This is a genomic window from Serratia montpellierensis (assembly GCF_020858655.1).
Classification (GTDB): domain Bacteria; phylum Pseudomonadota; class Gammaproteobacteria; order Enterobacterales; family Enterobacteriaceae; genus Serratia; species Serratia montpellierensis.
Genome location: NZ_VOSN01000005.1, coordinates 927,439 through 946,894, shown reverse-complemented (window position 1 = coordinate 946,894; position 19,456 = coordinate 927,439). Strand labels below are relative to the sequence as shown.

General features: G+C 59.5%; 21 protein-coding genes. 8 read left to right on the top strand and 13 right to left on the bottom strand.

Annotation, left to right across the window (positions count from 1 at the left end; translation table 11 throughout):
* Positions 1-8: 8 nt before the first annotated feature.
* Positions 9-569 (bottom strand): SadB/YajI family lipoprotein, encoded by a 561-nt coding sequence (locus FUU19_RS09960; RefSeq protein WP_141970680.1) that lies wholly within the window; start codon positions 567-569, stop codon positions 9-11.
* A 175-nt stretch (positions 570-744) separates the two neighbouring features.
* Between FUU19_RS09960 and nrdR the strand changes: the two genes are divergently transcribed.
* From nrdR to pgpA, 6 genes are all read left to right on the top strand, one after another.
* A complete protein-coding gene (gene nrdR, locus FUU19_RS09955; protein ID WP_004940387.1) occupies positions 745-1,194 on the top strand; it encodes a transcriptional regulator NrdR in 450 nt (149 codons plus the stop codon).
* Between the two features lie 10 nt (positions 1,195-1,204).
* Positions 1,205-2,314, top strand: coding sequence for a bifunctional diaminohydroxyphosphoribosylaminopyrimidine deaminase/5-amino-6-(5-phosphoribosylamino)uracil reductase RibD (gene ribD, locus FUU19_RS09950; RefSeq protein WP_141970678.1), 1,110 nt, complete (start codon positions 1,205-1,207; stop codon positions 2,312-2,314).
* A 107-nt stretch (positions 2,315-2,421) separates the two neighbouring features.
* Complete coding sequence (ribH, locus tag FUU19_RS09945; protein WP_004940385.1) at positions 2,422-2,892, top strand: 6,7-dimethyl-8-ribityllumazine synthase; 471 nt, start codon at positions 2,422-2,424, stop codon at positions 2,890-2,892.
* 20 nt (positions 2,893-2,912) lie between these two features.
* Complete coding sequence (gene nusB / locus FUU19_RS09940; protein WP_004940384.1) at positions 2,913-3,329, top strand: transcription antitermination factor NusB; 417 nt, start codon at positions 2,913-2,915, stop codon at positions 3,327-3,329.
* A 51-nt stretch (positions 3,330-3,380) separates the two neighbouring features.
* Positions 3,381-4,373 carry a thiamine-phosphate kinase gene (gene thiL / locus FUU19_RS09935; protein ID WP_141970676.1) on the top strand — a complete coding sequence of 331 codons (993 nt, stop codon included), beginning with the start codon at positions 3,381-3,383 and terminating at the stop codon, positions 4,371-4,373.
* Positions 4,366-4,860 (top strand): phosphatidylglycerophosphatase A, encoded by a 495-nt coding sequence (gene pgpA / locus FUU19_RS09930; protein WP_004940382.1) that lies wholly within the window; start codon positions 4,366-4,368, stop codon positions 4,858-4,860. Before thiL ends, pgpA begins: the two co-directional genes overlap by 8 nt.
* 33 nt (positions 4,861-4,893) lie before the next feature.
* Here pgpA and FUU19_RS09925 read toward each other — a convergent pair whose 3' ends face one another.
* The 4 genes from FUU19_RS09925 to xseB all read right to left on the bottom strand — a co-directional run bounded on the left by FUU19_RS09925 (position 4,894) and on the right by xseB (position 9,064).
* Positions 4,894-5,868: an aldo/keto reductase gene (locus FUU19_RS09925; protein WP_060432550.1), complete on the bottom strand. Its 975-nt coding sequence runs from the start codon at positions 5,866-5,868 to the stop codon at positions 4,894-4,896.
* A gap of 106 nt (positions 5,869-5,974) precedes the next feature.
* Complete coding sequence (gene dxs, locus FUU19_RS09920) at positions 5,975-7,840, bottom strand: 1-deoxy-D-xylulose-5-phosphate synthase (RefSeq protein ID WP_141970675.1); 1,866 nt, start codon at positions 7,838-7,840, stop codon at positions 5,975-5,977.
* A gap of 34 nt (positions 7,841-7,874) precedes the next feature.
* Complete coding sequence (gene ispA / locus FUU19_RS09915) at positions 7,875-8,795, bottom strand: (2E,6E)-farnesyl diphosphate synthase (protein ID WP_141970673.1); 921 nt, start codon at positions 8,793-8,795, stop codon at positions 7,875-7,877.
* Positions 8,796-8,800: 5 nt separating this feature from the next.
* Positions 8,801-9,064, bottom strand: coding sequence for an exodeoxyribonuclease VII small subunit (gene xseB, locus FUU19_RS09910; protein ID WP_015376838.1), 264 nt, complete (start codon positions 9,062-9,064; stop codon positions 8,801-8,803).
* 160 nt (positions 9,065-9,224) lie between these two features.
* Between xseB and thiI the strand changes: the two genes are divergently transcribed.
* On the top strand, positions 9,225-10,673 hold the full coding sequence (thiI, locus tag FUU19_RS09905; RefSeq protein ID WP_141970671.1) for a tRNA uracil 4-sulfurtransferase ThiI: 1,449 nt from the start codon (positions 9,225-9,227) through the stop codon (positions 10,671-10,673).
* Positions 10,674-10,739: 66 nt separating this feature from the next.
* On the opposite strand, the gene yajL is transcribed toward thiI, so the two are convergent.
* Both yajL and panE read right to left on the bottom strand, forming a co-directional pair.
* The gene (gene yajL / locus FUU19_RS09900) at positions 10,740-11,330 is read right to left on the bottom strand and encodes a protein deglycase YajL (protein WP_073529227.1); all 591 of its coding nucleotides are present in this window, start codon (positions 11,328-11,330) and stop codon (positions 10,740-10,742) included.
* Positions 11,293-12,204, bottom strand: a complete 912-nt coding sequence (panE, locus tag FUU19_RS09895; RefSeq protein ID WP_033647309.1) for a 2-dehydropantoate 2-reductase — start codon at positions 12,202-12,204, stop codon at positions 11,293-11,295. The genes yajL and panE overlap by 38 nt, the downstream gene beginning before the upstream one ends.
* A 182-nt stretch (positions 12,205-12,386) precedes the next feature.
* Between panE and FUU19_RS09890 the strand changes: the two genes are divergently transcribed.
* The gene (locus tag FUU19_RS09890) at positions 12,387-12,878 is read left to right on the top strand and encodes a YajQ family cyclic di-GMP-binding protein (RefSeq protein ID WP_025301759.1); all 492 of its coding nucleotides are present in this window, start codon (positions 12,387-12,389) and stop codon (positions 12,876-12,878) included.
* 34 nt (positions 12,879-12,912) lie between these two features.
* Here FUU19_RS09890 and FUU19_RS09885 read toward each other — a convergent pair whose 3' ends face one another.
* From FUU19_RS09885 to cyoA, 6 genes are all read right to left on the bottom strand, one after another.
* The gene (locus FUU19_RS09885) at positions 12,913-14,277 is read right to left on the bottom strand and encodes an MFS transporter (RefSeq protein ID WP_230490068.1); all 1,365 of its coding nucleotides are present in this window, start codon (positions 14,275-14,277) and stop codon (positions 12,913-12,915) included.
* A 198-nt stretch (positions 14,278-14,475) separates the two neighbouring features.
* A complete protein-coding gene (gene cyoE / locus FUU19_RS09880) occupies positions 14,476-15,366 on the bottom strand; it encodes a heme o synthase (RefSeq protein WP_015376842.1) in 891 nt (296 codons plus the stop codon).
* 17 nt (positions 15,367-15,383) lie between these two features.
* Complete coding sequence (locus FUU19_RS09875) at positions 15,384-15,722, bottom strand: cytochrome o ubiquinol oxidase subunit IV (protein ID WP_004940369.1); 339 nt, start codon at positions 15,720-15,722, stop codon at positions 15,384-15,386.
* A complete protein-coding gene (locus FUU19_RS09870) occupies positions 15,722-16,336 on the bottom strand; it encodes a cytochrome o ubiquinol oxidase subunit III (RefSeq protein ID WP_141970665.1) in 615 nt (204 codons plus the stop codon). Before FUU19_RS09870 ends, FUU19_RS09875 begins: the two co-directional genes overlap by 1 nt.
* The gene (gene cyoB, locus FUU19_RS09865; RefSeq protein ID WP_141970663.1) at positions 16,326-18,317 is read right to left on the bottom strand and encodes a cytochrome o ubiquinol oxidase subunit I; all 1,992 of its coding nucleotides are present in this window, start codon (positions 18,315-18,317) and stop codon (positions 16,326-16,328) included. Before cyoB ends, FUU19_RS09870 begins: the two co-directional genes overlap by 11 nt.
* Positions 18,318-18,320: 3 nt before the next feature.
* Complete coding sequence (gene cyoA, locus FUU19_RS09860; RefSeq protein ID WP_230490069.1) at positions 18,321-19,271, bottom strand: cytochrome o ubiquinol oxidase subunit II; 951 nt, start codon at positions 19,269-19,271, stop codon at positions 18,321-18,323.
* Positions 19,272-19,456 lie beyond the last annotated feature (185 nt).

Here is a 19,456-nt window from a genome sequence, read left to right as displayed (position 1 = left end):
TTTGAGTTTCAGTGTTGCTGCACCACCGCCGGTTGTGCGGTGGCCACCAGGCTGTGCAGACGGATATAGCCGAGCTGTTCCGGCGTCAGGCCGCTAAAGCGCAGTTCGAAGTCCTGGCCGGGTTTCGGCAGCAGCGAATCGGCGCTGGCGATCGGTTGCGACAGCGCCTCGGCGGTCAGCGGCCGGCCGGTGGCCTCATCCAGCTGGCCCCATTCCACCACCGCGTTGAACGGCGGCAGCGTGGCCTGCGAGAGGATGCGCACATGCAGCTGCGCCTGCGTGCCGTTGGCTTCGCTCTTGATGTGGCTCAGTGAAACGCTCAGTTCGCCGAGGCTGCTCTGCAAACGGGCGGCGCTCCGGGCTGCCGGCAGCAGGTAGACGCCGTTGTCGGAGTGCTGATTGAGCAGATTCTGCCGCTCCAGCGCGGTGGTTTGGTCGGTCAGCACGCTCACTTTCTGGTTCAGCGCGGCGACCTGATGGCGCAGCTGGGGCACGGCGGCGTTGTGCGCGCAGCCCGCCAGCAAAATGGCGGCGGCGAGCAGGGCGATTTTGGGGTAACAGGTTGTCATGACGGCGATTTCCTATGCTGAGTCTCCTGCTATCAGCTTAGTCCGCATGGCGGTGAAAGTCATATCGCTGTCGCCTTCTCGCCGCCTGTCGCAACAAATGGCCGCCGCTCTTTGTTGTGGCTGCACTTCGGGTTAAACTGCATTTATCTATAAAAAACGTTTATCAGGACGTGTTATGCATTGCCCTTTCTGCGCCGCCGTTGATACCAAAGTCATTGATTCCCGCCTGGTGGGGGACGGGTCGCAAGTGCGCCGTCGTCGCCAGTGTCTGGTATGCAATGAACGCTTCACCACCTTCGAGGTGGCCGAGCTGGTGATGCCGCGAGTGATTAAAAGCGATGAGGTGCGCGAGCCGTTCAACGAAGACAAACTGCGTCGCGGCATGCTGAAAGCGCTGGAAAAGCGCCCGGTCAGCTCGGACGACGTGGAAAACGCCCTTAACCATATCAAATCCCAACTGCGCGCCACCGGCGAACGCGAAGTGCCGACTAAATTAGTCGGCAATCTGGTGATGGACGCGTTGAAAAAGCTGGATAAGGTTGCCTACATTCGCTTTGCGTCGGTGTACCGCAGCTTCGAAGACGTGCGCGAATTCGGCGAAGAGATTGCCCGCCTGCAAGACTAAAGGATCTTTCATGCATCACGACGAATTTTACATGGCGCGCGCCTTCGAACTGGCGCGACTGGGGCGTTTCACGACTGCGCCCAATCCGAACGTCGGCTGCGTTATCGTGCGTGACGGCGAAATTGTCGGTGAAGGTTATCACCTGCGCGCCGGCGAGCCGCATGCGGAAGTGCACGCGCTGCGCATGGCGGGCGACAAGGCGCGCGGCGCCACCGCTTATGTCACGCTCGAGCCGTGCAGCCATCACGGCCGCACGCCGCCCTGCGCCGATGCGCTGGTGGCCGCCGGCGTGACGCGGGTGGTCGCGGCGATGCAAGATCCCAATCCGCAGGTGGCGGGGCGCGGGCTGTACAAGCTGCAGCAGGCCGGCGTCGAAGTCCGTCATGGCCTGATGCTGGCCGAGGCCGAAGCGGTCAACCTGGGCTTCCTCAAACGCATGCGCACCGGTTTCCCCTATGTGCAGCTGAAGCTGGGCGCGTCGCTGGACGGCCGCACGGCGATGGCCTCCGGCGAAAGCCAGTGGATCACCTCACCCGAAGCGCGCCAGGACGTGCAGCGTCTGCGCGCGCAGAGCGCCGCCATTCTCAGCACCAGCGCCACCGTGTTGGCGGACGATCCGTCGCTGACCGTGCGATGGGATGAGCTGGACGCCGAGACGCAGCGCCTCTATCCGCGCGAAAATCTGCGCCAGCCGCTGCGCATCCTGCTCGATAGCCAAAATCGCATTACCCCGCAGCACCGCGTGGTGCAGCAGCCGGGCGCCACCTGGTTGGCGCGCCTGCAGGCGGATGAACAGAGCTGGCCGCAAGACGTTGAGCAGTTTATCTGCCCGGCGCACGGCGGCGGCGTCGATCTGGTGGTGATGATGATGCTGTTGGCCAAACGCCAGGTGAATTCAATCTGGGTGGAGGCGGGGGCATCACTGGCCGGGGCATTGCTGCAGGCCGGCCTGGTGGATGAGCTCATTTTGTACATCGCGCCGAAACTGTTGGGCGATAATGGCCGTGGCCTGTGCCACCTGCCGGGCCTGGAGCGGTTGGCCGATGCGCCGGAATTCGTCTTTAGCGATGTGCGTCAGGTTGGCCCCGATCTGCGTTTGCGCCTGCGGGCGAAACACTGAATCTCGCGCCCGCGCGCCGGTTTTACAAAAGCGCCGCGCAGGCGATGAAAGAATATGATAGAATCCGCCCCCCTGCGGGGTATTGAACCCATTTTTAAGGAAAGCCCATGAAAGTTATCGAAGGTGTTGTTGCTACTCCAAATGCCCGTGTGGCGATCGCAATTGCACGTTTTAACAATTTCATCAACGACAGCCTGCTGGAAGGTGCCATCGACGCACTGAAACGCATTGGTCAGGTTGCTGACGACAACATCACTGTTGTCTGGGTCCCGGGCGCTTACGAGCTGCCGTTGACGGCGAGCGTATTGGCCAAAACCGGCAAATACGACGCGGTTATCGCGCTGGGCACCGTTATCCGTGGGGGCACCGCGCACTTCGAATATGTGGCGGGCGAAGCCAGCTCCGGCATCGGCAACGTTGCGATGAATGCCGAAATCCCGGTTGCCTTTGGCGTGCTGACCACCGAAAGCATCGAACAGGCGATCGAACGCGCCGGCACCAAAGCGGGCAACAAGGGCGCTGAAGCCGCGCTGACCGCACTTGAAATGATTAATGTTATCAAAGCTATTAAAGCCTGAATTTAGTTAAGGGGAATTCCGTGAAACCTGCTGCTCGTCGCCGCGCTCGTGAGTGCGCTGTTCAAGCGCTTTACTCTTGGCAGTTGTCTAAAAACGACCTTGCCGATGTTGAACACCAGTTCCTGACGGAGCAGGATGTCAAAGATGTTGACGTCGCCTATTTTCGCGAGTTGCTGTCCGGCGCGGCAGTGAATGCAGGTATGCTGGACGAACTGATGGCGCCTTACCTGTCGCGTCAGCTCGAAGAGCTGGGTCAGGTGGAGCGCGCGGTGCTGCGCGTCGCGCTGTTTGAACTGAAAATGCGCGAGGATGTCCCTTACAAGGTGGCGATTAACGAAGCGATCGAGCTGGCGAAAACCTTCGGCGCGGAAGACAGCCACAAGTTTGTGAACGGGGTGCTGGATAAAGTGGCGCCAACCCTTCGCAAGAAAAAGTAAAACATTAAGGCCGGCATTCCCGGCCTTAATTTCTTCTAGTGGAATATCGATATGGCATGCGGCGAATTTGACCTCATTGCCCGCTATTTTGACCGGTTTAAGCGCGTGCGCCGGGATGTACAGTTGGGCATTGGAGATGACTGCGCACTGCTGGCAGTGCCGGAAAAACAGCTGGTGGCCGTCAGTACCGATACGCTGGTGGCGGGCATTCACTTCCTGCCGGACATCGATCCGGCCGATCTCGGTTACAAGGCGCTGGCGGTCAATCTCAGCGATCTGGCGGCGATGGGCGCCGATCCTGCGTGGCTCTCGCTGGCCCTGACCCTGCCGGAGGTGAACGAGCCGTGGCTGAAAGCCTTCAGCGACAGCCTGTTCGATCAGCTCAACTATTACGGCATGCAGCTGATAGGCGGTGATACCACGCGCGGCCCGCTGAGCATGACCTTGACCATTCAGGGACTGATCCCGGCCGGCCGGGCGCTGACCCGCAGCGGTGCGCGCATCGGCGACTGGATCTATGTGACCGGCACGCTGGGCGACAGCGCCGCCGGTCTGGCGATCCTGCAGGATCGCCTGGCGGTGACGGATACGGCGGCGCGCGATTATCTGGTCGCTCGCCATCTGCGGCCGCAGCCGCGGGTGTTGCAGGGGCAGGCGCTGCGCGATCTGGCCAGCTCGGCGATCGACATCTCCGACGGCCTGATTTCCGATCTGAAGCACATCCTGAAGGCCAGTGACTGTGGCGCACGCATTGTTCTGGACGAGCTGCCGATGTCGCAGGCGCTGAGCAGCCACGCCGATGCCGAGCAGGCGCTGCGTTGGGCGCTGGCGGGCGGCGAAGATTACGAACTGTGCTTCACCGTGCCGGAGATCAACCGCGGCGCGCTGGAAGTGGCGCTGAGCCACCTCGGGGCTGACTACACCTGCATCGGGCAAATTGGCCCGCTGTCTGAAGGCATCCGCTATTATCGCAACGACGAAGCGGTAGAGCTGGACTGGATTGGGTTCGATCATTTCAACGCGGAGCCGGGCAGCCATGGATGAAGCCAAGCGCCGGCTGCGGATGAGCAATCCGTGGCACCTGCTGGCCACCGGTTTTGGCAGCGGTTTGTCGCCGGTGATGCCGGGCACCATGGGATCGCTGGCGGCGATTCCGTTCTGGCTGCTGCTGATCCAACTGCCGTGGCAGCTCTACTCGCTGGCGGTGATGTTCAGCATTTGCATCGGCGTCTATATTTGCCATCGCACGGCAAAAGACATGAAGGTGCACGATCACGGCAGCATCGTCTGGGACGAATTCGTCGGCATGTGGATCACGCTGATGGCGTTACCGGTCAACGATTGGCGCTGGGTCGCCGCCGGTTTCGTCATCTTCCGCATTCTGGATATGTGGAAGCCGTGGCCGATCCGCTGGTTCGACCGCAACGTGCATGGCGGTATGGGTATCATGGTCGACGATATCATCGCCGGCGTGCTGTCCGCCGGCATCATCTACCTGATTGGGCACCACTGGCCGATCGGGCTGTTCTGACAGACGGGCGCGCTTCTTCGCGCCCGCTTCTCTTTATTCAAACCCCGTCACCCGGTGCGGCACGTAAGCCGTCTCCAGTTCCGCCACCTCTTGCGGCGACAAACTCAAATCGACTGCGGCGATGGCGTCGTCCAGCTGTTCGCTGCGCGAAGCGCCGACGATCGGCGCGCTGACCGCCGGCTTGTTCAGCAGCCAGGCCAGCGCGATCTGCGCGCGTGAAACGCCGCGTTCGTCGGCGAGGCTGGCGACGCGCTCGGCGATAATGGCGTCAATGCCTTCGGTTTCCTCGTACAGGCTCTTGCCGAACTGGTCGGAAACCAGCCGCGCGGTGGTTTCGCCCCAGGGGCGGGTCAGGCGGCCGCGCGCCAGCGGGCTCCACGGCAGCACGGCGATGCCTTCGGCGGCGCACAGCGGGTGCATCTCGCGTTCTTCTTCGCGCTGAATCAGGTTGTATTGATCCTGCATGCTCACGAAGCGCGTCCAGCCGTGCAGATCGGCAGTATACAGCGCCTTGGCGAACTGCCAGGCGTACATCGAGGAGGCGCCGATGTAACGCGCCTTACCGGCTTTCACCACGTCGTGCAGCGCTTCCAGCGTCTCTTCCAGCGGCGTTTCGTAATCCCAGCGATGGATTTGCAGCAAATCGACATAGTCGGTGCCCAGGCGCCGCAGGCTGTCGTCGATGGACTGCATGATGTTGGCGCGCGACAAACCGCGCTTCAGGTTGCTCAGCGGGAAATACACTTTGGTGGCGATTACCACGTCCTCGCGGCGCGCATAGTCGCGCAGCGCTCGGCCGAGGATCTCCTCGCTGCTGCCGTCGGAATAGCTGTTGGCGGTGTCGAAAAAGTTGATACCGGCTTCCAGCGCCTGTTTCAGCAGCGGGCGGCTGCTCTCTTCCGGCAATGTCCAGGCGTGATTGCCGCGGTTTGGCTCGCCGTAGGTCATGCAGCCCAGGCAGATGCGCGAGACGTTCAGATCGGTGTTGCCCAGTTTCAGGTACTTCATGCTTGCCTCCCATTCACAGCTCAGACAGTAACTGTAGCGCGGATCCCGGAGGGCGGAAATGAAAACGCCCCCGCAGGCGGAGGCGTTTGTCAGATGCAGGCGGTGATTACTGCGCCAGCCAGGTTTCGATTTGGCGCTGAATGCCGGCGGCGTCCAGCCCCAGATCGGCGCGCAGCTCTTCCTGGCTGCCCTGCGAGACGAAGCTGTCCGGCAGGCCGAGGTTCAGCACCGGCACCGGGCGGCGTTTGGCCATCAGCAGTTCGTTGACGCCGCTGCCGGCGCCGCCCATGATCGCGTTCTCTTCCAGCGTGACCAGTGCTTCATGGCTGGCGGCCAGTTCGAGCACCAGCTGTTCGTCCAGCGGTTTGACGAAGCGCATGTCGACCAGCGTGGCGTTGAGCGCTTCCGCCGCTTGCGCGGCCTCCGGCAGCAGGGTGCCGAAGTTGAGAATGGCGATCTTTTCCCCCTGGCGGCGCACCACGCCTTTGCCGATCGGCAGCAGGCTGAGCGGCTCCAGCGCCGCGCCGGTGCCGGAGCCACGCGGGTAGCGCACGGCGCTCGGGCCGGCATTGTAGTGATAGCCGGTATACAGCATTTGGCGGCATTCGTTCTCGTCGCTTGGCGTCATGATCACCATGGTCGGGATGCAGCGCATGAACGACAGATCGAACGCCCCCTGGTGAGTCTGGCCGTCGGCGCCGACGATACCGCCGCGATCGATGGCGAACATCACCGGCAGGTTCTGGATCGCCACATCGTGGATCAGCTGGTCGTAGGCGCGTTGCAGGAAGGTGGAATAGATCGCCACCACCGGCTTGTAGCCGCCGATCGCCAGCCCGGCGGCGAAGGTGACCGCATGCTGCTCGGCGATCGCCACGTCGAAATATTGCTGCGGGTAGTCGCGGGAGAACTGCACCATGCCGGAGCCTTCGCGCATGGCCGGCGTGATTGCCATCAGCGAGCTGTCTTTGGCGGCGGTTTCACACAGCCAGTCGCCGAAGATTTTCGAATAGGTCGGCAGACCGCCGGCGCTTTTCGGCAGCGTGCCGCTGGCAGGATCGAACTTCGGCACCGCGTGGAAGCTGATCGGATCCTTCTCCGCCGGCGCGTAACCGCGGCCTTTCTTGGTCATGATGTGCAGCAGCTGCGGGCCTTTCAGATCGCGCATGTTTTTCAACGTGGCGACCAGTCCCTGCACGTCGTGCCCGTCTACCGGGCCGATGTAGTTAAAGCCCAGTTCTTCGAACAGCGTGCCCGGCACCACCATGCCTTTCAGGTGCTCTTCGGTGCGTTTCACCAGCTCCTTGATCGGCGGCACGCCGGCCAGCACTTTCTTGCCGCCTTCGCGCAGGGTGGAGTAAAGCTTGCCGGACAGCAGCTGCGCCAGGTGGTTGTTCAGCGCGCCGACGTTTTCCGAGATCGACATCTCATTGTCGTTCAGCACCACCAGCATGTCCGGATTGATGTCGCCGGCGTGGTTCATCGCTTCGAACGCCATGCCGGCGGTGATGGCGCCGTCGCCGATCACGCACACCGTGCGGCGGCCTTTGCCTTCACGCTCTGCCGCCACCGCCATGCCGAGGCCGGCGCTGATCGAGGTCGATGAGTGGCCGACCGACAGCACGTCGTATTCGCTTTCGGCGCGCCACGGGAACGGATGCAGGCCGTTCTTTTGCCGAATGGTGGCGATGCGGTCGCGACGACCGGTCAGAATTTTGTGCGGGTAGGCCTGGTGGCCGACGTCCCACACCAGATGATCGAACGGCGTGTTGTAGACGAAATGCAACGCCACCGTCAGTTCGACGGTACCCAGCCCGGAGGCAAAGTGGCCGCTGGAACGACTGACGCTGTTCAGCAGGTATTGCCGCAGCTCATCGCACAGCTTCGGCAAGCTCTCTTTGGGCAGCGAGCGGAGTTCCTCGGGGTTTTCCGCTAGCGCCAGGGTTGGGTATTTGGCTATATCAAGACTCATTCGATACTCATATCAGAGGAGTTAACGTCACACGTTAATTGTCGCGTTCAATAATGAAGCTGGCTAACGCTCGCAATGGCGCTGTGTTATAAGATTGCGCTGCCAAAGTGTCCAATGCAGCTAATGCTTCCTGATAGAGATCCCACGCTTTTGCTTTCGCGCTGTCAAGCCCGAGTAACGCCGGGTAGGTACTCTTTCCGTGTTGTTGGTCCGCGCCCTGGCGCTTGCCGATTTTCTCAGTCTCGCCGACAACGTCCAAAATGTCATCCTGCACCTGGAACGCCAGGCCGACCGCGGCGGCATAACGATCCAGCTGCGGCAGCGCCGCTCGCCCGGCTTCGCCGGCGCTCAGCGCGCCCAGGCGCACCGCCGCGCGGATCAGCGCGCCGGTTTTGTGGCGATGGATTTGCTCCAGCGCCTGCAGGTCGACGTGCTTGCCTTCAGCTTCCAGATCCAGCGATTGGCCGCCGCACATGCCGGCTACGCCGCTGGCGGCCGCCAGTTCGGAGACCATCGCCAGCCGATCGCGCAGGGCCACGTCGGGCATCTCGGCATCGGCCAGGATCGAAAACGCCAGCGTTTGCAGCGCATCGCCGGCCAGGATCGCGTTGGCTTCGCCGAATTTAATGTGGCAGGTCGGCTGGCCGCGGCGCAGATCGTCGTCGTCCATCGCCGGCAGATCGTCGTGGATCAGCGAGTAGGCGTGAATGCATTCCACCGCTGCCGCCGGCGCGTCCAGGTTGGTCAGCGACACGCCGAACATCTGGCCGGTGGTGTAGACCAGGAACGGGCGCAGGCGCTTGCCGCCCAGCAAGGCGCCGTGACGCATCGCCGCCACCATGTTGCCGTCGTTGAACGGCAGCGGGGCGATGAAATCCAGCAGCGCGCGATCGGCGCGCTGGCGGAACATCTGCAGTTGATCGGCAAAAGCGGCCGATGGGGCGATCTCAGACATGTCGGTTACTCGGCATCCGGTGTGAAAGGCGCCAGCGCCGCATCGTCGGCGCTGTCGTTAAGAAGTATCTGCACACGCTGTTCCGCCTGTTGCAGTTTCTGCTGGCCCTGACGCGCCAGCTGTACGCCGCGTTCGAACTCGTTCAGCGCGTCTTCCAGCGGCAATTCGCCTGACTCCAGGCGCGTCACGATGCTTTCCAGCTCGCCGAGGGCGCTTTCAAAGCTGGCAGTTTGCTCTGTACTGGCTGATTGTGCTGGTTTTTTCGGCATAATTTTCTTTTTACGTCATCATGTGAACCGTGGCGCCAGAGCCTATCCTAGCGGATCTTGATTAGCAAATCATGGCGCTCATGTGTGGTTTTGTGCGCAGAGCGCGGCGATATGGTGATATACTCCGCGCCGTAATTCTTATCTGACAACAAAGACCGCCATGAAGTTTATCATTAAATTGTTCCCGGAAATCACCATCAAGAGCCAATCTGTGCGCTTGCGCTTTATCAAGATTCTCTCGACCAATATTCGCAACGTCCTGAAGCAGTATGATGAAACGCTGGCGGTCGTCCGTCACTGGGATCATATCGAAGTTCGCGCCAAAGATGAAAACCAGCGGCCGATCATTGCCGACGCCCTGACGCGCATTCCCGGCATCCACCATATTCTGGAAGTGGAAGACCGCGCTTATACCGACATCCACCACATCTTCGAGCAGACGCTGGAAGCCTACCGCGCCCAGTTGGAAGGCAAAACCTTCTGCGTGCGCGTCAAGCGCCGCGGCAAGCAGGCGTTCAACTCGCAGGACGTGGAGCGTTACGTCGGCGGCGGCCTGAACCAGCATATCGAGAGCGCGCGCGTTAACCTTAGCCGCCCGCAGGTCACGGTAAACCTGGAGATTGAAGACGACAAGCTGATGTTGGTCAAACGCCGCCTCGAAGGCATCGGCGGTTACCCGGTCGGCACCCAGGAAGACGTACTGTCGCTGATTTCCGGCGGTTTCGACTCGGGCGTGTCCAGCTATATGCTGATGCGTCGCGGTTGCCGCGTGCATTTCTGCTTCTTCAACCTGGGCGGCGCCGCGCACGAGATTGGCGTGAAGCAGGTGGCGCACTACCTGTGGAACCGCTTCGCCAGCTCGCACAAGGTGCGCTTCGTCGCCATCGACTTCGAACCGGTGGTGGGCGAGATCCTGGAGAAGGTCGACGATGGCCAGATGGGCGTGGTGCTCAAGCGCATGATGGTGCGCGCCGCTTCGCAAGTGGCCGAACGCTACGGCGTGCAGGCGCTGGTGACCGGTGAGGCGCTGGGGCAGGTCTCCAGCCAGACGTTGACCAACCTGCGCTTGATCGACAATGCGTCCGATACCCTGATCCTGCGCCCGCTGATCTCACACGATAAAGAGCACATCATCAAGCTGGCGCGCGAGATCGGCACCGAAGACTTCGCCAAAACCATGCCGGAATACTGCGGCGTGATTTCGAAGAGCCCGACGGTGAAAGCGGTCAAGGCCAAGATTGAAGAGGAAGAGAGCCACTTCGATTTCAGCATTCTCGACCGGGTGGTGAGCGAAGCGAAGAACGTCGATATTCGCTCTATCGCCGAGCAGGCGCAGGAGCAGGTGACCGAGGTGGAAACCGTCGCGGCCTTCGGCGCCGACGAGGTGATCCTGGATATCCGCTCCAACGACGAGCAGGAAGAGAAGCCGCTGCAGCTGGAACAGGTTGAAGTGAAAGCGCTGCCGTTCTACAAGCTGAGCACCCAGTTTGGCGATCTGGATCAGAGCAAAACCTACCTGCTGTATTGCGAGCGCGGCGTGATGAGCCGCCTGCAGGCGCTGTACCTGCTGGAGCAAGGCTTCAGCAACGTGAAGGTTTATCGCCCGTAACGCACGGAGTGGCATAAACGACAAGGGCTGAACCGACGTTCAGCCCTTTTTTTATCGGCAAGCCGCTCAGTCGCGGAAGTCGTACATTCCCGGGATCAGCACCAGCTGCGCAGCGATCTCCGCCGCCTTGGCCTTACCCAGCAGCAGGTCTATCAGCTTCAGCGCGAACTCCATCGCGGTGCCCGGCCCCTGGCTGGTGAGCAGGTTGACGCGGGCATCGTATACCACGCGGCGCTCCATCCATTTATCCGCCGGGATCTGGTCTTTCAGGCCAGGGAAGCCGGTCATGTTGCCGACCGGGAACAGATCGTGGTGCTGCAGCACCAGCGCCGGCGCCGCGCAGATGGCGGCGACGATGTTGCCCTGCAGATGCATCTGCCGCACCTTCTCCACCAGCAGCGGGCTGTCGCGGAAGCATTCTGCGCCTTTCAGGCCGCCGGGCAGCACGATGGCGTCGAACGGCTCATCGACGATCGCCACCAGCGGCGCGTCGGCCAGCAGTTTGACGCCGCGCGAACAGACGATAGTCAGCTCGCCGTCGCCGGCAACGCTGGCGGTAGTGACGTTTACGCCCGCCCGCACCAGTAGGTCGATGGTGGTGACGGCTTCGGTTTCTTCGCTACCAGGTGCCAGGCAGACCAGCGCCGATACGCTCATATTCATTTTCCTTTCGTTTAATCAGTTCAAACAGCCGCGCATTCTCCGGCAGCGTGAGGCCGTGGCTGCGCGCGCGGCGCAGCAGGTAACCGGTGATGTAGTCGATCTCGGTGTGCCGCTGGCTGCGGATGTCCTGCAGCATCGACGAAACGTTGTCGGCGGTGCTGTGGATCACGTCCATCACGTATTGCATCAGGCCTTCACAGGAGGTGTGGTAGCCCTCCATCGCCATCACGCTGGCGACTTCACGGCACAGCGTTTCGATCTGTTCCGGGTAGCGCTGCAGATCGCCGTTACGGCAGCCGTACAGCGCCGTCAGCGGGTTGATCACGCAGTTGACCGCCAGTTTGCGCCAGTTGGCCGAGGCGATGTTGTTGTGCCAGGCAACGTCGGGCAGCGCCTGATGCAGCACTTCCGCCAGGTGGCTGAGGTGCTGGGCGGCCGGCGAGGTCGGGCCGATGTGGGTGATGCCGGTGGCGACGTGAATAATGGTGCTGCCTTCGTGGCGAGCGGCGTGGGTGGTGGTGCCCTGCAGGATCGGCTGGCCGTTCGGCGGCAGCTCCTCCTGGGTGCCCATGCCGTTGTGCAGCAGCAAAATGGCGCACTGGGGGTTCAGCTTCGGCAGCAGCGCACTGACCGCGCTGGACACCTGCCAGGCTTTCAGCGTCACCAGCAGCAGCTCGCTTTGCGCAAGATGCTCCGGATCGTTGGTGGGCAAGTTGCGATTGAACGAGACGCCTTCCGGCTCTATCACGTTCACCGCGCAAAAAGGCTGAGGCACTCTTAGCCATCCCTGTACATCGTGGCCCTGCTGATACAGCCGGGAGAGCCACAGTTGTCCGAGCGCGCCGCAACCAAGAATGGTTATTTTCATTCAGTCTCCTTGGAAACACGGGAATACCGCTCAATTACCGTGAATTAACTATAGGCTTTATGGCAGCCCGAAGCGCTATCCCTGCGTGCGTTCAGCAGATTTTGTCTGAGGCGGCAAAGCGGTTATCATGCTCGGCATCAAAATCGCCTAAGCTATTAGGCACTCATTCAGGAGGAAGAAGTATGCCATCTTTCGACATCGTTTCCGAAATTGATATGCAGGAAGTGCGTAACGCCGTTGAGAACGCCACCCGCGATCTCGGCACCCGCTGGGATTTTCGCAACGTGCCGGCCAGCTTTGAGCTAAACGAGAAAGACCAAAGCATCAAGGTTGCCACCGAGTCTGATTTCCAGGTGCAGCAGCTGCTCGACATTCTGCGCGAAAAGCTGAGCAAGCGCAGCATCGACGGCGCCGCGCTGGAGATCCCGGAAGAGTTTACCCACAGCGGTAAAACCTACAGCGTGGAAGCCAAGCTGAAGCAGGGGATTGAAACCTCTGTGGCGAAGAAAATCGTCAAGCTGATCAAAGACAGCAAGCTGAAAGTGCAGGCGCAGATCCAGGGCGAAGAAGTGCGGGTGACCGGCAAGTCACGCGACGATTTGCAGAGCGTGATGGCGCTGGTGCGCGGCGGCGATCTGGGGCAGCCGTTCCAGTTCAAGAACTTCCGCGATTAATCTCTACGGGGCCGGCATTGCCGGCCCCGTTTCTTTACAGCGAATTGACCAGCGCTTCCAGCTGACCGCGATTGGTCTGCTTGGTATCCACCTTGACGTAGGCGCTGCGCTCTTCCGGCACCACGATCGCCTCGGCCACGCCGGGCTGCGCGTTCAGGCGGCTTTCCAGCGCCGAATCCTTCACCGCCAGTTCCGACAGCGTAATGCGCAGGCTGCTGACATACGGCGGCTCTTTCATGGTGCTGCTGACCAGGAACCAGACTGCGGCCAGCACGGCGCCGGCGATAAACACCAAGCCCGCCCCCTGCAAACCGTAAAGCCAGCCGCCGAGGCTGCCGCCGATCGCCACGCCGATAAACTGGCTGGTGGAGTAGACCCCCATCGCGGTGCCCTTGTAGCCGGCAGGCGATTCTTTGCTGATCAGCGAAGGCAGAATGGCTTCCATCACGTTGAAGGCCATGAAGAACAGCTGCACGCCGGCGATAATGCCCCACAGGTGTGCGCCGGAGAGCCACAGCAGCACTTCGGCGCAGAACAGCACCGCCACGCAGCCCATAAAGACCTGCTTCATGCGGCGATATTTTTCGGCATAGATGATGAAAGGCACCACGGCGGCGAACGATACCAGCATGGTGACCAGGTAGACGATCCAGTGCTCGCTGGCCGCCAGCCCGGCTTTTTCCATCGCCAGCGGCAGCGCCACGAAGCTCGACATCAGCAGGATATGCAGGCACATGATGCCGAAGTTGAGCTTCAGCAGGCGCGAGTTGCTCAGCACCTTGCGGAAGCTGCCGCGCACGATGCTGGACTCGCGGTTCAGCAGATGCGTGTCGGCGGAAGGCACTACCGCCAGGGTGATGACAATGCCGGCCAGCGCCAGTACGGCGATCATCCAGAACAGCGCGTGCAGACCGAAAGCGTGGGTGATGATAGGGCCCAATACCATGGCGATGGCAAAGGTGATGCCGAAGCTGACGCCGATAAACGCCATCGCCTTGGTGCGGTTCTGCTCGCGGGTCAGATCGGAGAGCAGCGCCATTACCGCGGCGGCGATCGCGCCGGAGCCTTGCAGCGCGCGGCCGAGGATCACGCCCCAGATCGAATCGGTCGCGGCGGCGATCACGCTGCCGAGGGCAAAGATCAGCAGGCCGCCGACGATCAGCGGCTTGCGGCCGATGCGATCGGACACCAGGCCAAACGGGATTTGAAACACCGCCTGCGCCAGGCCGTAGATACCGATGGCGATGCCGATCAGCGCTTCGCTGGCGCCGTTAAGCGCCATGCCATAGGTGGTCAGCACCGGCAGTACCATAAACATGCCGAGCATGCGCAGGGAGAATACGGTGCCCAATCCCCAGGTGGCGCGGCGCTCCTGCGGGGTCATTGAATTATCGTTCACATCAAACCTCGGTAAAAACCATGCCATCAGACGTTGAAACAGCGCCTGATGGCATGACTTCTGTAAAGCTGCGTCATTTTAGTGTGCAGGGCAGGGGGGGTAAATCGAATGTTGTTTAACAGATATTACAGTTCGGCCGCTTTTCGGCGTGACAAATAAAATGGGCCGCAAAAGCGGCCCATTCACAGATGATTTGGCTTACCAAACGTAGGTCACCAGCGCTTCAGGCGCCGCCGTGGCGCTGAAGTCGATCGACATCATCACGCTCAGCGAGGTGATGGCGACGATGGAGAACACGAACAGTTTACGCGCCCAGACGCTGTCGTTTTCGGTCTTGTAACCGCGCAGCGCCATGCCGAGCCACCATACGCTCACCGCCGCAGCGACGATCAGGTACTTGTAGCCGGCATAACCTACCAGGGTCAGCATCAGCGTGGCGATCATAAATGCCAGGATGTAGACCGTGATGTGGTTCTTGGCGACGGAAATGCCTTTCACCACCGGCAGGACCGGAATGTTGGCCGCCTGGTAATCTTTAAAGCGGAAGATAGCGATCGCATAAGAATGCGGCATCTGCCACAGGCTAAAGATAGCCAGCAGGATCAACGCGCCGGCGTCGAACTCGTTGGTCACCGCGCAGTAGCCGATAACCGGCGGCGCGGCGCCCGACAGGCTGCCGATCAGCGTGCCGTAGACCGAGTGGCGTTTCATGTACAGGCTGTAAACGCCGACATAAACCACGAAGCCCATCACCGCCAGCCACATGGCCAGCGGGTTGGCCGCGATATACAGCAACGCGAAGCCCGCAATACCCAACACGGTCGCATAAACCAGGGTGACACTCGGCGCGATCAGGCCTTTTACCAGCACCCGATTCTTCGTTCTCTCCATTTTCTTGTCGATGTCGCGGTCGATGTAGTTGTTAAACACACAGCCCGACGCGACCACCAACGAGACACCCACCAGGGTGGCGAGAAACAGGGGATAGTCGATGCTCCCTTTGGAAGCGAGCAGGAATCCCCCAACGACAGAAATTAAATTGCCGAAAATAATTCCTGGTTTAGTGACTTGCAGGTATTGCTTAATCATCACGTGCAGCTCAGCTCTTAATCGACCATCATATTGATGTTGAGGTTGTACATAATCCAGAGTGAACCTACAACAACGATACCGATGATCATAGCGGTGAACAGCAATGCCACCAGGTTCCAGCGCTCTTCCGATGAGGTGTTCATGTGCAGGAAGTAAACCAGGTGAACAATCACCTGGATAACCGCCATACCGACAACAACCGCCAGGATGGTGGAATGAGAGGCAGTGCCGTTCATTACCATCGCAAATGGAATTACCGTCAGGATGATCGACAGGATAAAGCCGATCAGGTATGACTTCACGCTGCCGTGGCTTGCGCCGCCGTGAGAGGTTTCATGGGATGAATGGCTCATTACATAACCCCCAGCAGGTAGACAACGGTAAATACGCAGATCCAGACCACGTCCAGGAAGTGCCAGAACAGGCTCAGGCACATCAGGCGGGTTTTGTTGGCTGAGGTCAGGCCGAACTTGCTCACCTGAATCATCATCACGACGATCCAAATCAGACCGGAAGTTACGTGCAGACCGTGGGTGCCGACCAGCGCGAAGAAGCTGGACAGGAACGCGCTGCGATCCGGACCGAAACCTTCGGCGATCAGGTGATGGAATTCATAGATTTCCATCGCCACGAAGCCCAGACCAAACAGGAAGGTCAGGAACAACCAGGTGTTTACACCGCCAACTTTACCCTTGTTCATGGCGATCATCGCCATGCCGTAGGTGATGGAGCTGAACAACAGCAGGAAAGTTTCGACCAGGACAAACTTCAGGTCGAAGATGTCTTTGCCTGAGGGACCGCCCGCGGTCCCGTTCACCAGGACTGCATAAGTTGCGAACAAGCTCGCAAACAAAATACAGTCGCTCATCAGGTAGATCCAGAATCCGAAGACTTTGGTCTCACCCGCATCGTGGTGCCCATGCTCTGCATGGGCTGCGTTATGATTGGTCAGAGTTTCAGTTGACATGGTTCACGCCTGCTTTACGGATTTGTTCGTAGTGTTGGTTCTCAATGCGCTCGATTTCATCAACCTGCACATAGTAGTCAACATCGTGATCGAAGCTCTTGCCGATCCAGACAACGATCATACCGATGAAGCCGGCCAGAGCCATCCACCAGATTTCCCAAATCATTGCGAAACCGAAGACCAGGCTGAAGAAGGCGATGATAACGCCGGCGCCGGTGTTCTTAGGCATATGAATCGGTTCGTATTTAGCCGGTTTCTTATACGCTTCGCCTTTTTCTTTCATGTCCCAGAATTCATCACGGTCGTGAATCTGCGGCACTACGGCAAAGTTATAGAACGGCGGTGGAGACGAAGTTGACCACTCCAGAGTACGAGCACCCCATGGGTCACCGGTCAGATCGCGGTTCTGTTCGCGGTCACGGATACTGACGAAGATCTGGATCAGCTGGCACAGGATGCCGCAGGCGATCAGCGCCGCACCGCCGGCTGCAACCAGCAGCAGAGGGTGGAACTCAGGGTTGATGTTCTGGCTGATACGACGGGTCATGCCCATAAAGCCCAATGCGTACAGCGGCATGAAGGCGGTGAAGAAGCCGATGATCCAGAACCAGAACGCGCGGATGCCCCATTTTTCGTTCAGCGTGAAGCCGAAGGATTTCGGGAACCAGTAGGTCAGGCCCGCGAAGCAACCGAACACCACGCCGCCGATGATGACGTTGTGGAAGTGAGCGATCAGGAACAGGCTGTTGTGCAGCACGAAGTTCGCGCCCGGCACCGCCAGCAGAACGCCGGTCATACCACCCACGGAGAAGGTGATGATGAAGCCAACGGTCCACAGCATCGCGGAGTTGAGCTTGATACGGCCCTGATACATGGTGAACAGCCAGTTGAAGATTTTCACCCCGGTCGGGATGGAAATGATCATGGTGGCGATACCGAAGAAGGCGTTAACGTTCGCGCCGGACCCCATGGTGAAGAAGTGGTGCAGCCAGACGATGAACGACAGAACGGTGATCGCGATGGTTGCCCATACCAGTGAGGTATAGCCGAACAGGCGTTTTCTGGAGAAGGTCGCGGTGACTTCGGAGAACACGCCGAACACCGGCAGAACCAGGATATACACCTCTGGGTGACCCCAGGCCCAAATCAGGTTGATGTACATCATCATGTTGCCGCCCATATCATTGGTGAAGAAATGGGTGCCCAGATAGCGATCCAGGGTCAGCAGCGCGATGGTGACGGTCAGAATTGGGAAAGAAACGATGATCAGGACGTTAGTACACAGGGCCGCCCAGGTGAACACCGGCATCTTCATCATAGGCATGCCAGGGGCACGCATTTTCAGAATGGTGGCGAAGAAGTTCACGCCGGTCAGCAGGGTACCCAGACCGGAAATCTGCAGACTCCAGATCCAGTAATCGACCCCGACGCCAGGACTGTACTCTTTACCCGACAGCGGCGGATACGCCAGCCAACCGGTCTGAGCGAACTCACCGACCCCCAGGGAGATGTTGATCAGCACAACGCCCACCACGAAGAACCAGAAGCTCAGGGAGTTCAGGAACGGGAAGGCGACGTCGCGCGCACCGATTTGCAGCGGCACCACGACGTTCATCAGGCCGACCACGAAAGGCATCGCCATGAAGAAGATCATGATAACGCCGTGCGCGGTGAAGATCTGGTCGTAGTGGTGCGGCGGCAGGAACCCGGCTTCGCCGGCGGACGCCAACGCCTGCTGGCTACGCATCATGATGGCGTCGGCAAAGCCGCGCAGCAGCATGACCATGGCCACGACGATGTACATGATACCAATTTTTTTATGATCGACCGAAGTCAGCCATTCGCTCCACAGCCACTTCCATTTGCCGAAATATGTCAGCAGCGCCAGCACTGCCAGGCCCCCGACAATAATTGCGGCTACGGTGACCATGATGATCGGTTCGTGGTACGGAACCGCATCAAGTGTTAATTTTCCCAACATCAGTTATTCCTCGGCTCCGGCGTGAGCAGCATGTTCACCCATGTCCATACCTTGGCTCATGTCCATGCCTTCGTGCGCGCCAGCGCCCTTGTGCATATCCATGTCGCCCATGAATTTGGCAATTGTTTCTTTGAACAAATTCGGTTTGACAGCGGCAAAGTACTCAACCGGGTTGTTTTCACTCGGCTCTGCCAGTTTGTTAAAGTCGTCGGTGGTGTTCAGGTTTTTAGACGATGCCTTCACCTTGGCCACCCACTGATCGAAGTCGCCTTCGGTCGGGGTAACGATCGCGGTGAATTTCATACCGGAGAAGCCTGCGCCGCTGTAGCTGCTGGAGATGCCCTTGTAGGCACCGGCTTCGTTGCCGATCAGGTGCAGTTTGGTCTGCATGCCGGCCATCGCATAAATCTGTCCACCTAACTGCGGGATAAAGAACGAGTTCATTACCGAGTTAGAGGTGATCTTGAATTCGACTGGAACATCTTTCGGGAACGCCAGCTCATTAACCGTCGCAATGCCTTGTTCCGGGTAGATGAACAGCCATTTCCAGTCGAGCGACACCACTTCGATCGTCATCGGCTTCTTGTCAGTGACAATCGGCTTGAACGGGTCGAGCTCGTGGGTAGTCTTCCAGGTAATGGTGCCAAGGATGGCGATGATAATGATAGGAATGGTCCAGACGACCGCTTCGATCTTGTTGGAGTGGGCCCAGTTCGGACTGTACTTGGCGTCTTTGTTGGAAGAACGATACTTCCAGGCAAAGGCGAACGCCATGAAGATAACTGGCACCACCACGATCAACATCAACGCGATTGCAGTGATAATCAGTGTCCGTTGCTCAACACCAATTGCTCCTTTGGGATTCATCAAAACCATATCGCAACCACTGAGCAATACAGTGGCTGCGATTAATGACAGGATCCCAATACTTTTATTGTATTTCTTAAGTCTCATCTAACGACCTCAATAACAAAGGCTCAATTGTCGTTTCATGTGTGCGGGCATTTTACGGGAAGGTTGCAGTACTGTAAACATGCTTAAGGGAGTGTCAGCGGCTTGTTGACACTTTCTGTTAAGGGGGTCACAGATGTAACCCTGCGTGACAATTTACCAATGACAACAACGCGTTGGCACGCTGA

Coding starts and splice junctions, on each gene's coding strand:
- FUU19_RS09960 (WP_141970680.1), bottom strand. CDS start 569: ATGACAACCTGTTACCCCAAAATCGCCCTGCTCGCCGCCGCCATTTTG.
- nrdR (WP_004940387.1), top strand. CDS start 745: ATGCATTGCCCTTTCTGCGCCGCCGTTGATACCAAAGTCATTGATTCC.
- ribD (WP_141970678.1), top strand. CDS start 1,205: ATGCATCACGACGAATTTTACATGGCGCGCGCCTTCGAACTGGCGCGA.
- ribH (WP_004940385.1), top strand. CDS start 2,422: ATGAAAGTTATCGAAGGTGTTGTTGCTACTCCAAATGCCCGTGTGGCG.
- thiL (WP_141970676.1), top strand. CDS start 3,381: ATGGCATGCGGCGAATTTGACCTCATTGCCCGCTATTTTGACCGGTTT.
- pgpA (WP_004940382.1), top strand. CDS start 4,366: ATGGATGAAGCCAAGCGCCGGCTGCGGATGAGCAATCCGTGGCACCTG.
- FUU19_RS09925 (WP_060432550.1), bottom strand. CDS start 5,868: ATGAAGTACCTGAAACTGGGCAACACCGATCTGAACGTCTCGCGCATC.
- dxs (WP_141970675.1), bottom strand. CDS start 7,840: ATGAGTCTTGATATAGCCAAATACCCAACCCTGGCGCTAGCGGAAAAC.
- ispA (WP_141970673.1), bottom strand. CDS start 8,795: ATGTCTGAGATCGCCCCATCGGCCGCTTTTGCCGATCAACTGCAGATG.
- xseB (WP_015376838.1), bottom strand. CDS start 9,064: ATGCCGAAAAAACCAGCACAATCAGCCAGTACAGAGCAAACTGCCAGC.
- thiI (WP_141970671.1), top strand. CDS start 9,225: ATGAAGTTTATCATTAAATTGTTCCCGGAAATCACCATCAAGAGCCAA.
- yajL (WP_073529227.1), bottom strand. CDS start 11,330: ATGAGCGTATCGGCGCTGGTCTGCCTGGCACCTGGTAGCGAAGAAACC.
- panE (WP_033647309.1), bottom strand. CDS start 12,204: ATGAAAATAACCATTCTTGGTTGCGGCGCGCTCGGACAACTGTGGCTC.
- FUU19_RS09890 (WP_025301759.1), top strand. CDS start 12,387: ATGCCATCTTTCGACATCGTTTCCGAAATTGATATGCAGGAAGTGCGT.
- cyoE (WP_015376842.1), bottom strand. CDS start 15,366: ATGATTAAGCAATACCTGCAAGTCACTAAACCAGGAATTATTTTCGGC.
- FUU19_RS09875 (WP_004940369.1), bottom strand. CDS start 15,722: ATGAGCCATTCATCCCATGAAACCTCTCACGGCGGCGCAAGCCACGGC.
- FUU19_RS09870 (WP_141970665.1), bottom strand. CDS start 16,336: ATGTCAACTGAAACTCTGACCAATCATAACGCAGCCCATGCAGAGCAT.
- cyoB (WP_141970663.1), bottom strand. CDS start 18,317: ATGTTGGGAAAATTAACACTTGATGCGGTTCCGTACCACGAACCGATC.
- cyoA (WP_230490069.1), bottom strand. CDS start 19,271: ATGAGACTTAAGAAATACAATAAAAGTATTGGGATCCTGTCATTAATC.